At 45.5% G+C, this 14359-nt stretch carries 14 protein-coding genes; 10 read left to right on the top strand and 4 right to left on the bottom strand.

The window, feature by feature from the left end:
• Window position 1: 1 nt before the first annotated feature.
• A complete protein-coding gene (mshA, locus tag ACF8EG_RS14480) occupies window positions 2-538 on the bottom strand; it encodes a type IV pilin MshA (protein ID WP_017447641.1) in 537 nt (178 codons plus the stop codon).
• Between the two features lie 377 nt (window positions 539-915).
• On the opposite strand from mshA, the gene ACF8EG_RS14485 reads away from it, so the two are divergent.
• The 4 genes from ACF8EG_RS14485 (at window position 916) to ACF8EG_RS14500 (ending at window position 4152) form a co-directional block, all read left to right on the top strand.
• Entirely contained in the window at window positions 916-1638 is a 723-nt protein-coding gene (locus ACF8EG_RS14485) for a sulfite exporter TauE/SafE family protein (RefSeq protein ID WP_005486597.1), read from the top strand.
• A gap of 88 nt (window positions 1639-1726) precedes the next feature.
• On the top strand, window positions 1727-2632 hold the full coding sequence (gene rarD, locus ACF8EG_RS14490) for an EamA family transporter RarD (RefSeq protein ID WP_069507042.1): 906 nt from the start codon (window positions 1727-1729) through the stop codon (window positions 2630-2632).
• A gap of 205 nt (window positions 2633-2837) precedes the next feature.
• On the top strand, window positions 2838-3224 hold the full coding sequence (locus tag ACF8EG_RS14495; RefSeq protein WP_020842033.1) for an MAPEG family protein: 387 nt from the start codon (window positions 2838-2840) through the stop codon (window positions 3222-3224).
• 388 nt (window positions 3225-3612) lie between these two features.
• The gene (locus ACF8EG_RS14500; protein ID WP_021485223.1) at window positions 3613-4152 is read left to right on the top strand and encodes a phosphatase PAP2 family protein; all 540 of its coding nucleotides are present in this window, start codon (window positions 3613-3615) and stop codon (window positions 4150-4152) included.
• Between the two features lie 75 nt (window positions 4153-4227).
• On the opposite strand, the gene ACF8EG_RS14505 is transcribed toward ACF8EG_RS14500, so the two are convergent.
• On the bottom strand, window positions 4228-5595 hold the full coding sequence (locus tag ACF8EG_RS14505; RefSeq protein ID WP_069507044.1) for an endonuclease/exonuclease/phosphatase family protein: 1368 nt from the start codon (window positions 5593-5595) through the stop codon (window positions 4228-4230).
• A 350-nt stretch (window positions 5596-5945) separates the two neighbouring features.
• Here ACF8EG_RS14505 and ACF8EG_RS14510 point away from each other — a divergent pair, with 350 nt between their 5' ends.
• Complete coding sequence (locus tag ACF8EG_RS14510; protein ID WP_069507046.1) at window positions 5946-8051, top strand: M4 family metallopeptidase; 2106 nt, start codon at window positions 5946-5948, stop codon at window positions 8049-8051.
• 154 nt (window positions 8052-8205) lie between these two features.
• Window positions 8206-8520 (top strand): multidrug efflux SMR transporter, encoded by a 315-nt coding sequence (locus tag ACF8EG_RS14515; RefSeq protein WP_005498670.1) that lies wholly within the window; start codon window positions 8206-8208, stop codon window positions 8518-8520.
• Window positions 8521-8593: 73 nt separating this feature from the next.
• Here the strand turns inward: ACF8EG_RS14515 and ACF8EG_RS14520 are convergent, their stop codons facing one another.
• Window positions 8594-9499 (bottom strand): DMT family transporter, encoded by a 906-nt coding sequence (locus ACF8EG_RS14520; RefSeq protein WP_021448444.1) that lies wholly within the window; start codon window positions 9497-9499, stop codon window positions 8594-8596.
• 187 nt (window positions 9500-9686) lie between these two features.
• Between ACF8EG_RS14520 and ACF8EG_RS14525 the strand changes: the two genes are divergently transcribed.
• From ACF8EG_RS14525 to ACF8EG_RS14540, 4 genes are all read left to right on the top strand, one after another.
• On the top strand, window positions 9687-10145 hold the full coding sequence (locus ACF8EG_RS14525; protein WP_015313152.1) for an NUDIX pyrophosphatase: 459 nt from the start codon (window positions 9687-9689) through the stop codon (window positions 10143-10145).
• Between the two features lie 17 nt (window positions 10146-10162).
• Window positions 10163-10648, top strand: coding sequence for a GNAT family N-acetyltransferase (locus ACF8EG_RS14530; RefSeq protein ID WP_169609954.1), 486 nt, complete (start codon window positions 10163-10165; stop codon window positions 10646-10648).
• A 5-nt stretch (window positions 10649-10653) separates the two neighbouring features.
• The gene (locus tag ACF8EG_RS14535; protein ID WP_015313154.1) at window positions 10654-11226 is read left to right on the top strand and encodes a GNAT family N-acetyltransferase; all 573 of its coding nucleotides are present in this window, start codon (window positions 10654-10656) and stop codon (window positions 11224-11226) included.
• A gap of 125 nt (window positions 11227-11351) precedes the next feature.
• Window positions 11352-12764, top strand: coding sequence for a coniferyl aldehyde dehydrogenase (locus ACF8EG_RS14540; RefSeq protein WP_169609952.1), 1413 nt, complete (start codon window positions 11352-11354; stop codon window positions 12762-12764).
• A gap of 67 nt (window positions 12765-12831) precedes the next feature.
• Here ACF8EG_RS14540 and ACF8EG_RS14545 read toward each other — a convergent pair whose 3' ends face one another.
• Entirely contained in the window at window positions 12832-14235 is a 1404-nt protein-coding gene (locus ACF8EG_RS14545; RefSeq protein ID WP_169609950.1) for an anion permease, read from the bottom strand.
• Window positions 14236-14359 lie beyond the last annotated feature (124 nt).

Raw genomic sequence — 14359 nt, forward strand, 5'->3', positions numbered from 1 at the left:
GTTATGGGCAAGGAAGAATTTCTAACTTATAGCTTTCGTTTGATGTAGTTGGCGGAGCATACAAAATACCGCACTGGGTTAAGCTACTATTTTTGTCGTCTCTAGCGGAAATTACGACTTCAATTTTTTCCTGTGATTGGGTTACTTTCCAATCACTTGTTCCATACTGATTATCTAGCTCAGCAACGAGTACGGCTAAGCTAGTTTCATCCGCATCTGGGTATCCATATCTAAATGTACAGCTCTTAGAACCATTAAGATTGCAACCTGGGAAAGGAAGACTTTCTGGGCCTTTACCTGATCCCGCGTCTGTGTGTTTGTTTGAAATGTATGGATAATGCTCTAATCCTACGATCGCCATTTTTCCATATCCGATCCCCAACGCCGACGCAATGGCACCTTTCATACCTTCTAAGCGGGCTTCGCGAGCATCGTTTTGTAAGTTTAAAAAACGTGGTGCGGCGGTGACAGCAAGAATGCCTAGTATCACAATCACCACTACTAACTCAATCAGAGTAAATCCAGTCTGTTTTTTCATATTATTTTCACAGCAAGTTAAAGGTAAAAAAGTAAATAACTGTACGCTTTTTTGTTGTGGAAATAAGTACAGTATTGATAAAAGGGTCAGCATTATAGAGCGATGCAAAATAAAGCGCTAGAGCTCGACATCAATCATTTTGATGATTTTATCAACGGTATATGTGTTGTTTTGGTGTACAGTGCATTCAGTTTTCTGTAAGAAAAGCCTTACGTTGGTAGTGAGGTTAGCGAAAATGAATGTTGTCTAAAAACAGACAAATAGATTGTCTTTTCATGGTCATTAAGGAATTCTACGCAAGGCGGGGTTAGGCAACTATCTCGAAATGCGATAAGTCTAGCGCCCTTATTGATCATCTGAATATAAGAACAATCTAGATGGAATTTGATTCGGTTAACTTGCTTGCGATGGGACTGATTTTTCTCGGTTCTTTTGTCCAAACTGCGATTGGTTTTGGCTTAGCCATTGTGGCCGCGCCATTGCTCATTCTATGGGCGCCCGAATATGTGCCTGCACCTATCTGTTTGGTCGCGTTGTTTATTTCGATCATGAATGCGCTGAAACACCGCAGTAGCGTCGAAATCGGTGGTTTAAAAATGGCATTGATTGGCCGAGTTCCCGGCTCTATTGCTGGTGGCTTCATGCTGTTCTTTGTCTCCACTCAAGCACTGACGTTGTGGATCGGTTTACTCGTTCTATTCGCGGTTATCGTCAGTGTGCTTCCGTTTCGTATTGAACCTACACCTCAGCGTATGACGTTAGCTGGATTTTTCTCCGGTTTGTTTGGTACCAGCTCGGCAATCGGTGGCCCTCCGATGGCATTGCTATTGCAGCATCAAGAAGCGAATCAGTTACGCGGTAACTTATCGGCATTTTTCGTATTCAGTTCTATCATCTCTTTGGTGGTTCAAATCCCAGCGGGCTTCTTTACGTTGCATCATCTTGTGATTACGATTCCGTTGCTACCAGCTGCCGGGCTTGGGTATTGGCTTGCGATGAAAACGACGCAATCGCTGCCGAAAGAAAAGATTCGTTTTGGTGCGTTACTGCTGTGTTTTGTGAGTGGCTTTACGGCAGTCGTACAAGGGCTGAACCTGTAACAATTAGGCGCGATGATAATCACTTTACAAACGCCTTTTGCGCTATAAAATCGCGTCACTTTTTCTTCATCTCAATGAGCAATAGCCTATGAATCATCGTCACTACGGCAATTTTATGGCTGCGTTATCCTTCGTTATTTGGGGATTACTGCCGGTTTACTACCGTTTTCTTCCTAATGCTGCAATGGATGAGTTGCTGGCATGGCGCATTATTGGCTCGGTACCCGTAGGGATTCTTATCGTCTACGCGGTGACTCGCCATTGGCCAAATTGGTCACAGGTGTGGCGAGATAAAAAGTCTCTTTGGTATACCTTTGTGGCAAGTAGCCTAATGTGTATTTCTTGGAGTGCATTTACGTGGGCGTTGACTCACCATCGAGTGATTGATGCAAGCTTGGGCTTTTTCATCGGGCCACTTGTGTCTGTCGCATTAGGTGTATTTGTTTTGGGAGACAAGCTTTCTAAGGGGCAATTAATTGCAATATTGCTCGCAACTTGTGGCGTGTTATACCAAGTGTTTCAATACGGGCAGCTACCGTTTGTTGCCTTAACAATGGGGCTTTTCTTTGCGCTTTATGGACTCTACAAAAAGAAAATTAGCTATGATTGGAGCACAACATTGTTTATTGAAGCGCTTGTTCTTGCGCCTTTCGCGTTGGGATATTTGCTGTTCAAACAATGGACGAGAGGCGAGCTGGCTTCTTACGTTGATACAACAACCTTATTGCTTTACTTCGGCAGCGCGCCAATCACGATTCTGCCTTTGATCTTCTACTCAATCGCGATTCGTATTACAAACTTATCGACGGTTGGTTTGATGCAATACATAGAGCCGAGCTTGCAGTTTATTCTTGCTGTCGTGTTCTTTGGGGAGCTGTTCGATGACGTTAAAGCGGTTACGTTTGCCTTTATCTGGGTGGGTTTGTTGCTCACGATCTTCGAAGGCGTTGCGAAAGGAATAAAGCGCAAAAAGTTGGCTAATCATTCGGTGTAGGTTGAATCCGGTTTAAACCAAGTTTGGGCTAAACCACGCTCGTTTTAGTTCATCGTGCATCCAAGTAAAACCAAACATAAAAGCGCTCAGTAGAGCGCTTTTTTATCACTGAAATTCAAGTTATGAATAGCGATGTTTTTCATTATTCGGCATCTTGAAGTTACTTAGGTATAGTGGATAGGTATCTGAATAGAAAGGACTCAACATGATCACTGCACTTTATGCCAGTATTCTGGCTCTACTTTTAGTTTGGTTAGCGTTTCAAGTCATCAAACAAAGGCGCCTTAACAAGGTTGCGTACGCAGATGGCGGCGTAGAAACACTGCAAATTGCCCGCAGCGCACAAAGTAACGCAAGCGAATACATACCCATTACGTTAATTCTTATGGCGTTGTTAGAGTTTAACGGCGCAGTACCTATTTGGATTCATCTTACCGGTATTATCTTTGTAATTGGCCGCATCATTCATGCCAGAGGTATCCTACAAGAGAGTTTTAAAGGAAGAGTGAAGGGCATGCAGCTGACGTTTCTCGTGATTGTGTCTCTTGTGGTTTTGAATATGTTTTACTTCCCTTACGGAAAATTGTGGTAAGTCTAAATAAGTTCCTATAGTGCCAATCTGTTTGCGAATTGCTAAATCGAGTTTGCAAATTGCAATGAAAACTGTGAGCAAACAGTCGCTATTGATGAAGTTTTAATGAAATTGATTAAATATCAGCCTGTTTCTATGCGCTTTAAAGTTGGCACGCCTCATGCTTTAGTACTACTGACCCTTTCTAAGCCGAGGGTCACCTAGCCAACTGACGTTGTTAGTGAACCCAATTGTTCACAAGTATATACAGCCAATCACACACCTTGTGGTTGGCTTTTTTTTATCTTCAGGTTTCCTATCTCTACACGCTATTAGGGTGTTTGCCTTATCGAATAAAACCAACAAGTGTGATAACTTGCGCGCGGTTTAAATGTAATTGGTTGTATTAATGAAGAAAACAATACGTGTAGTAGGTGTGGCATCTTTACTGTGCTGTCAGTCGGTTAATGCGATGAGCGAAAAAGACTGGGACGTTCTAACGGATATTGGCACTTACGGTTTAGTGGCAACCGCTGCCGCTGTGCCAGCTTATAAAGGCGATTGGGAAGGGTTCTGGCAAGCAGGATTGAGCATTGGCACTGCTTCTGGTGTTGGTTTGATTGGTAAAAAGACCATCGATGAAGAACGCCCAGATAAAAGTGACAACGACAGCTTTCCATCCAACCACACGGCAAACGCATTTGCTTCTGCGACCAACCTTTACTTGCGTTATGGATGGGAAGCCGGACTTCCTGCATACAGCATGGCAGCGTTAGTGGGCGTCGGCCGTGTTGAAGCCAAGAAACACTACTGGCGAGACGTGTTGGCAGGCGCGGCTTTAGGCACGTTGAGTGCTTATATTTTTACTGATGCGTATGACGAAAATGTACAGCTTGTACCTTGGGTGACCAGCGAGGATGCGGGTATCTCCATCACTTATCGTTGGTAAGGGTATGAGTTAGATATGTGAATCAAATGAAAAAAGCCTCGGAAATGTCCGAGGCTTTGTTGTTTATGAAGTTACTTAGAACTGCGCTTTAATCCAGATCATGCGGTGGTCAGATGAAACATCTTTACCATTACCGTATTTGCCGATGCGCGAATCGTTAAACAGTTTACGACCTTCTTCATAAGATGCAGACCAGTAAACGCCGGAATCAACCACGTTTAAGTTTGCAGAAGGCAAGGCGTAGTCTACACCTAAACCAAATGTTGAAGTGATACGGTTCGGGTATGGGTGAGTTGAGCTCTTTTCAACGGCGTGTTCAGCTGCGCCAAAGCTTGTTGGGTACAGGTTGCCGTTCATCACGTCTTGGTTAACCAGCGGATCACTATGCAGATCTTGCATGACAGAGCTAATACCATCGCCAGCAACTGGATCGAGGTTTTGGTCGCCCATCATGACGAATTTAGCACCGTTCGCCAAGCCACCTTGTTTACCTGCATCGTCGTAGAAAAATTCTTTTCCTTGGATGTAATGGTGCCAAAATTCCACTTCCGCTGCGTTTTGCGCTTGGTTTTTACCAGGATCGAAAACTGGTGGTGTAGGGTGCGACATCAGAAGATGAACAACCTCATTACCATTGCTGGTCGGGATGATAATTGGTGCATCTACGTGGTTTTTAGAAGAGAGGCGTACTTGAGCCCATTCCTCTGCAGAGTACCACTCATCGCCACACTTCATGTTGTCTGGAATTTTTTGTGAGCCGTCACAGATAGTAATGGTTGGGATTTTCGCGCCTTCTAAATCTTTCCATTTAAACTCTTGGAAGGTTCGTGTATTTGCCGTATCAATTTTGTACTTAGACATTAGGGCAAAGGCGTATTGGCCATGGTACATGCCAAAGCCCCATGCATCCCCCGGCATTTGGCCGGCAGTGCCGTTGTTGTCGAGGTCAAAATCGCTCAACAAACCTGTGTTGGTAGAGTAAGACTCCGCGTAAGGGTATTCGATAGGTTCGAGGTTTGCTTCTTCGCCCGCGCCATCGAGACTTTGTGCAACAGACAGGTAGTTCTTTTGGAAGCCTTCAAGGGCTGCTTTGTCTTCGCCTGTTCCGTCGTTGTTGTATTCCGCCATCATCAGTACATCAGGGCGATTCTTTTGAATGATCGCAGCAACGTTGCGAATTTGAATGACCTTTTCCGCAGTGGTTTTATCTTCAGCTGCGATGGATCCGTCTAAATAGGCTGTAACCAATGCAGCTTGCTGCGCTGGTTCAATTTGCATTTCATTTACTAAAGCTTCGAAGGTCGCGCGGTCAAAAGAGAGGTTGTAGGTGGCAATCTTTACTTCAGTTGGCTGAACGTTTACGTATTTCGTGTCGTCGTCATTGCAGCCAGTCAGTAAAGCGGCACCGATAAGGAGAGCGAGAGAAGTTTTAATTGTTTTCATGGGTACGTCATACCTTATAATTGATTCGGGCAAATATTAATAACATCAGTAATATTTGTAAGCGATATGAATCACACAAACGTTTGCATAATTACATATACAATCAATTTTTGTGTGATTTGTGCAATAAATGCGACAGTTTCAACATCAAAAGGTTATATGCAAGTTGTTAAAGGCATGTGTCGAGAGCGTTGAATCGCCATAAACTCATCCATAAGGTCTATAAATTCCTGTGCTAGACTCAATGAACAGAATAAGATCAATAAGCCTAACGTCCTGTTAAGGGATTATTCGGCGCATAAAATCTGTCAGTTTGGCTTTGCTATTTGTGCAAAATAGGGGACTTACCGATGGATCTAGGATCAAAATATCAGCGCAAGCTCGCAGTTGGCTTGGTGTTGGCGTCACCACTTCTTGTTTCACCTTCTCTCTCTGCCGCTCAGTTGGAGCGATTAGAGCCAAATCATGGACGTGTGGTTTCTCTCGAAAAGCAAAACCTTGCCGCGACCCAAAATGTCGCCAAAGCGCTTGGATTAAAGCCGGGCAATAATGTTCAAAAGCTTAAAGCCAACCAAGACAAAAATGGTGATGTCCACGTTCGGTATCAACAAACCTACAAAGGAATTCCGATCTGGGGAAAACAGATCGTTTTACACCGGGATAAACAAGGGAAAATCAAACGCTTTGGTGGTACGTTAGTTCATGATATCGGGCAAGACATTTCTAACACGACTCCTCAGCTCAACCTTGAAAGAATAAGAAGCAAAGTACAAAAGCCGTATTTGGATGTTGGCTATCACATCGAAGATCAACAACAGGGATTGCGTATTTATATCGATGACAAAGACGTTGCGCATTTAGCCTATGAGATCCAGTTTTTTGCCGATTCTGAACAAGCGGTAAACCCCACTAGACCAACTTATCTCGTGGATGCTAAATCCGGTGAAGTGCTGTTGCAGTATGAAGGATTAGCTCATGTAGAAGCAGATGGCCCGGGAGGCAATCAAAAGATTGGTTTCTATGAGTATGGTAAGGAATACGACCCGTTACTTGTTCAGCAGTCGGGGAGCACTTGTATCATGGATACGCCTAATATCGTCCAAACCATCAACCTAGATGGCCGAACTTCAGGTAGTGTTCACACCTTTACTTGTCCAACGAATACGGTCAAAGAGATCAATGGCGCGTACAGCCCATTAAACGATGCGCACTACTTTGGCAAAGTGGTATACGACATGTACAAAGATTGGTTGAATACTGCTCCCTTGACGTTTCAGCTGCAAATGCGAGTCCATTACCGCAAGCGATATGAAAATGCCTTCTGGAATGGATCGAGTATGACATTCGGCGACGGAGCGAGTTACTTCTATCCGTTAGTGAGTTTGGATGTCTCCGCGCATGAGGTCAGCCACGGGTTTACAGAGCAAAATTCTAACCTGATTTATTCAGGTCAATCTGGCGGTATTAATGAAGCGTTTTCGGATATGGCTGGCGAAGCAGCAGAGTTCTATTCCCGAGGTTCAAACGATTGGAAAGTCGGATTTGATATTCGTAAGTCTCCAACTGGCGCATTACGTTACATGGACAACCCTCCGTTAGACGGACGCTCGATTGACCACGCGTCTCAATATGTCAGTGGTATGGATGTTCATTACTCCAGTGGTGTGTTTAACAAGGCGTTTTATCTGTTAGCCGTCGAGTATGGTTGGGGCACTGAAAATACCTTCAAGGCATTTGCCCACGCGAACCAAAACTATTGGACACCAAGCGCGACGTTTGATTCAGCTGCCGCTGGCGTATTGGCGGCGGCGCAAGACTTAAGCTTACCTGCGAGTGATGTGACGGCGGCTTTTGCCCAAGTTGGCGTGTCGACGGATGGTGGTGTCGTTGAACCACCTTCAAGCGCTTGTGATGCTGTGTCGTTGAGTAATGGGACATCAAGCAATATCGAATCTGCTTCGACAGGGCAGTGGCACTGCTTCACTATTGATGTGCCAGCAAACGGTTCAGACTTAACCATCACGACCGCAGGTTCAAATGGGGATGCCGACCTCTACGTAAAGTTGGGCAGTGCGCCAAGTTTGTCAAACTACGATTGTCGCTCTATCAGCTCGAATAGTAACGAAGTGTGCAGTTTTGCTACGCCAAGTGAAGGGACGTGGCATATTGGGGTTTACGCGTATAGCGGTATCAGTAACGTGAGTGTAACCGCGAGTTATACAGAACAAGAAGCCCCACCACCTTCTGGCGGTGTGACAACACAATCCATCAACAATGGCAAAACGTGGACGGCGATTGTCACGGGCTCAGGATTGCTTGGTGGCGTGTGGAACAACAACCCTAGTGATTCATGTGGCAATGATAGCGAGTGTAGCAAATCGGGTATTGATAAAAAAACTGGTTCGGTAAGCTTCACGCTGAGTGATGGGCAAACTTTTGTCATTCTCAAACCATAGCGACAAAGCATATTTCCTAAGGCTCTGAAATTCTCAGAGCCTTATTTTTCTCTTACGAATTTTTGATTATACTCGAGGGCCACACAGAAGTGAGGACGACCTCACCGCTCTATCTTTTCTCGGGGACGACCCCAATCTCGTTGGGAAATATGACATGGCTTGGGGAATTCTCTTCATTGCGGGCTTGTGTGAAATCGCATGGGCTGTCGGTCTTAAATATTCACAAGGGTTTACCAAATTTGGCGCTTCGGCGTTCACCATCGTTTTTATGTTGTTGAGCTTTTGGCTGCTTGGTATCGCGTTAAGAACCTTACCTTTAGGCATCGCTTATGGCGTCTGGGTTGGCATTGGCGCAATAGGCACGGCAATCGTCAGTATTTACTTGTTCAATGAGCCAGCAACGCTAATTAAAGCACTGAGTTTATTGATGATTGTGGCAGGTATTGCAGGGTTAAAAATCTCAGCTTAACGCTGGGTTAAACATAAAAGAAAAGCCAGAGTCGACTCTGGCTTTTTTGCATTTAAATATCTTGCCCGAGGCGTTAAGCGCTGCGCTTAATAAAAAGCAACCGTAAATGATGGCCGAACACATTGATCAATGCGCCCGCTACAATTAACGCGCCGCCAATGTATGTCCATAGTGATGGAAGTTCGCCAAAGAACACAATTCCTAACAGTACCGAAAAGACAATCTGCACGTAAGAGTAGGCTGATGCTTTACCTGCTTGTTGAGTTTGCATCGCCTTAGTCAGCCCAAGTTGACCAATTTGAGTGAACACGCCGACCAATACCAACATACACGTCAGGTAAAGATCTGGCATGACAAAGTTATCCCCCATAAACAGGATGGACGTTGGTAGCGCCACAAGCGGGAAGTAGAAAATGATCACCGAGCTGTCTTCGGTTTGGCTGAGCTTTCTTACAATGACATAAGCGATAGAGCTACCAAAAGCACCTAAAATAGCAATCATCACACTGAACATTGGAAGTGTTTGTGCAGATTCTACGCCGGTTTCTGGCCGAACCATGACGTAGACGCCGAGCAAACATAGCGCAATACAAATGAAGGTTGTGGGCTGAATTCGCTCTTTCAAAAAAATGACAGCGAGCAGCGCCGTAAATACCGGATGAATGTATTGGAAGATGGTTGCTTCTGCCAAAGGTAACGTGGTCACCGAATAGTAAACACACATCAGCGCGAAGGTGCCCACCGCACCACGCGCTAAGAGTAGTGGTTTGTTGTTGCCCCAAACAGAGATTCGTTTTCGTTTCACATCTAAATAACTGATCACTAAAGAAACGAGTGCTCTTGCTGCAACGATTTCAAAGACAGGGATACCATGAAGACTGACATGCTTTACCGTGGCCGACATTAGCGCAAACCCGAAAGCGGAGAGCACCATAAAGCGCACACCAATGGGAACCATAGTGTTGAGTGAATTAGACATTTTACTGCTCATTTGTTGCGACAGATCGCACTTTAGCATACTCAACAGACAAAATGATCGGCGGCATTCAAACATCTCTGCCGAGAGAAAGAATAAGCGGTAGACTGTGGGTTCTCAATCAATCTATCTATCTTTCTTTCGCGCATGGAGCGCATCTAGGAAATATCTAGATATTTAAGGAGCATACATGATCCCAATACAAGCGACGCATGTCTCTGGCGTTGTCATCTCTCGAATTGATGGCGTAGATAAAATTCTGTTACTCAAACGCGTTAAAGGCGGGTATTGGTGCCATGTGGCTGGTGGTGTAGAGGCTGGTGAAACAGGATGGCAAACCATTCTGAGAGAGCTAAAAGAAGAGACGCAGATTGACGATGTTGAGTTACATAAGGCGGACTTTTTAGAACAGTTCTACGAAGCGAAGGAGAACCGAATCTTGGTCATCCCATGCTTTGTGTTATTTTGTCCGCCAAACCAACCTGTGGTGCTTAATGAAGAACACACGGAATATCGCTGGTGTTCGCTGGAAGAAGCAAAGCAGCTTACGCCGTTTGCCAATCAACATCATCTCTATGATCATGTTTGGCAATACTATGTTGATGTGGAGTCGCTGACACCGTATACATTGATCGAGCAAAACAGCTAGGAAAGGGCTACAAGGACGTGACTCATAAAATTTCTGTGCGAGCAGCACAAAAGCAGGATTCTGCAACCATCTTAAGATTTGTTAAAGAGTTAGCTCGTTACGAGCATTTAGAACATGAAGTTAAAGCCAGCGTCGAAGACGTTGATCGAGCGATTTTCGGCGAAGATTCGACGACACACGCAGTGATTTGTTATGTGAACGAAGAACCGATAGGATTCGCCGTCTACTTTTTTAACTACTCAACATGGCTTGGAAAGAACGGACTCTACTTGGAAGATCTATATGTTTCTTCTGAGTACCGAAATGTTGGTGCTGGGAAAGCGTTGTTAAAGCATTTGGCGAATATTGCCATTGATCGTGGTTGTGGCCGTTTTGAATGGGCTGTATTGGATTGGAACCAACCTGCCATCGATTTCTATCAGTCAATCGGTGCAGAGCCTCAAGATGAATGGAAGATCTATCGACTGGCGGGAGATGCATTGCAGCGCTTTGCTAAAGGATGATGTGAATGGGAGATTCGATGTATCCACACGACTATCAAGGGAATGGCTCGCAAGTGCGCTTTTCCATCTCGGAAAGGGTCTCAATTGAGCCTCTAACCACCAAACATGCGACGGTTTTACTGGAAGTGGTGAACACGTATCGAAACAGCCTATCTGGCTATTTACCTTGGACGGACTTTGTGACCAACCGCAGAGAAGCAGTGAACTACATTTCTCAGCGCGTGAACAGCAAAGCATTAGATGCCCACTGGTGCGCGATTTATTTTGATGAGCAGTTTACGGGCGTTATTGGTATCAAGGGTGTGGATTCGCACACACACGTCACTGAGATTGGCTATTGGTTGGCGAACAATGGGCGAGGACACCGAGTGATTGACCAAGTGCTTGCGGTTCTGATTCCTTTTTTAAAGCAGAAAGGGCATGCGCAGTTCATCCAATTCCACTGTATGGAAGATAACATTGCCAGTATCAATATTGCTGAGCGTGCTGGTGCCACATTAAAAGAATACGTTGATCACGAGTTCGAGACGCTTGACCGCTCTCAACGATTAGGCATTTATGAATTGCGTCTGACTTAGCTCCAAACCCACCGATATTTTAATCAGAGTTCGAACTCTAATTTCGCGAGCGCTACAATAGTAACATTGTTGCGCTCGTGTTAATTTGGAGCGTCATTGATCGAAACTAGGCTAGGAGAAACATCATGAACGCAATCGCAGAGGTTGACGTGGACAACTCGTTACAGCAAAGCCTCGACCGCTTAAAAACGGCGTATGCCGCCGAACCTTATCCTAGTTTGGATGAACGTAAGCAGCGCCTTATTATGCTAAAACAAGCGCTTATCGCGAACAAACAAGCGTTGGTGGAAGCGCTGAGTGACGATTTTGGTTATCGTTCAGAATTTGATACCGCAATGACCGACGTTTTGCCGACGGTCTCGCACATCAATTACACCCTCAAGCGGCTAAAAAAATGGTGCAAACCTAGTAAACGTGAATCAGGCCTGTTGCTCGCTCCGTCGAAAGTGACCGTTCAATATCAGCCACTCGGCGTTGTCGGGATCATTTCGCCGTGGAACTTTCCTGTTATTTTGAGCCTTGCGCCTTTAGTGACTGCTTTGGCCGCAGGCAACCGTGTGATGATGAAGCTCAGCGAATTTACGCCCAAAACCAATAAAGTCATCGTCAATATTTGTCGCGAGCTGTCGGGATATGTCGAAGTATTTGAAGGTGAAGCAGACGTTGCACAAGCATTCAGCCAACTGCCATTCGATCATCTTTTGTTTACTGGCTCGACAAATGTTGGCCGCGCTGTGGCAAAAGCAGCGGCAGAAAACCTGACTCCAGTGACGTTAGAACTGGGTGGGAAATCTCCGGTGATCATCGCAGAAGATGCAGACATGAAGAAAACCGTTGATGCAATTTTGTTTGGTAAATGCATCAATGCGGGCCAGATTTGTGTGGCGCCTGATTACGCGTTTGTACCGCAAGAACGCGTCGAAGAGTTCATCACGCTGTTCTTAAAACGTTTTGAAAAACTCTATTTGAAATCCAACAAGAATCAAAAGCTGACCCATATTATCAACCAACGACAGTATGAGCGTTTGACTGCGTTGCTTGAGGATGCCAAAACCCAAGGCGCAAGCCTCCATACCGTTGAAGCGTCACCTCAAGAGGAACGGCTTTTGTACCCTCATTTGGTCACAAACGTGTCAGCGGATATGCGAATCATGCAAGAGGAAATCTTTGGGCCATTTCTACCCATCAAGCCCTACAAAGCGGTAGATGAAGCGATTGACTACATTAATCAGCACCAGCGGCCACTTGCGCTGTATGTTATGTCGGACGACAAATCGACCATCAAACATATCGTGCGCAACACACACAGTGGCGGAGTCGGCATTAACGATACGGTATTACACGTTGGCGCTGAAGATGCACCTTTCGGTGGCATTGGGCAATCAGGCATTGGTCATTATCACGGAGTGGAAGGATTCAGAACCTTTAGCCATGCGAAAACCGTACTCCACACGCCGAAATGGCTGCCAAGAACGGGGGCTTTAATGCGTCGCAGAGCAATGGCGATAAAAGCGATTCAAAAGATTTTTGTTCGATAGTGATTGGATTGATAAAAAACCGCCCAAACGGGCGGTTTTTTGGTTTCTATGCGTTCTAAATTGCGGATTACCAAAGGCCGAGAAGCTTCCACCACGCACCGCCAACAAAAACAAAGATTGGAATGACGATGAGTGAGAAGATAAACCCGATTTTCCACCAGTTTTGCAGAGTGTGGAAACCAGCACCAAACAAGATTGGCGCAGGGCCAGACGAGTAATGCGTGGTCGACATATACAAGTTGCTGAAAATACCAAGAACAATCGCAGCAAGCATCGGAGGCGCGCCAGCAGAGATCGCAATAGCCAAGAACGCGGAATACATCGCACTGATGTGTGCCATTGCACTAGCCATCAAATAGTGGCTGTAGTAGTAAACCAAAAGAAGCACGACGATGGTTGTCACCCAGCCAAAGCCGGACAGTGACTCGGCCATAGACTCGCTGAACCAGCTGATGAATCCGAGTTTGTTGAGTTGCGCAGCCATCATTACCAATACAGCGAACCAAGTTATGGTGTGCCATGCTTCTTTTTCGCCAAGAACGGCGTCCCATGTGATAGTGTGAGTGAGAAGCAAGAAAACTAACCCAAGTAAAGCCGTAACCGTTGCATGAATGCCTAATGTTGGGCCCAATACCCAAAGTGAAACCATACCGATAAAAGTGATACAAACCATCAGCTCGTCACGCGTCATTTTGCCCATTTCAGCCAGCTTTTGACGTGCAATTTCACGCATTTCTGGTGTCTTCTTTAGCTCTGGTGGAAACACCATGTACATCACGAGTGGGATGAGGAACAAACACAACAAACCAGGGACGATCGCCGCGGTTGCCCAGCCAGCCCATGTGATTTCAACGCCTTGTTCTTTTGCGAAGTTAGCGGCGAGTGGGTTACCTGCCATAGAGGTTAGGAACATCGCACAAGTAATCGCGTTACATTGGAAGATACATTGCACCAAAAATGCGCCGATTCGGTTCTCAGTACCTTTTTCTGGGTCGGAATCATAAGCACTCGCAACCGAGCGAAATAGCGGAGAAATAATACCGCCACAACGTGCTGTGGTACTTGGGGTTGCAGGTGCAAACAGCAAATCAGTCAACACTAAGCCGTAAGCAAGGCCTAATGAGTTGTGACCAAGTTTAGAGATAAACCAGTATCCGACGCGTCGACCAAAGCCGGTGGTAATAAAACCGCGAGAGATAAAGAACGCAGCTGCAATCATCCAAATCGTTGGGTGCGCGAAGCCAGTTAGTGCGGTTTTGATTGGCAGTACGCCAAGCAGTGTCGTGAGCGTCAAACCCATCAAGGCCATCGCGCCAAGAGGAAGTGGGGCGAGGATCAAGCTTAGTACGGTGGTGACGAATATCGCCATCATTTGCCAAGCTTGATCGGTGAGTCCTTCTGGGGTTGGGATAAACCATAAGATGCAGCCTATCGCGACCAGTAGAAGCATTTTCATTTGGGAACTATTCATACATCCATCTCCAAGTTATTTTTCTTCATCATAGGGTTTGGAAATGGCAAAAAACTGAGAAAAATCAATTTCATCAACGACGTACTTGAGCTCTTTATCAATTTGCATGTCACGACAAAATCTG

The sequence above is a fragment of the Vibrio sp. YQ_11 genome (assembly GCF_043103065.1).
GTDB lineage: Bacteria > Pseudomonadota > Gammaproteobacteria > Enterobacterales > Vibrionaceae > Vibrio > Vibrio parahaemolyticus.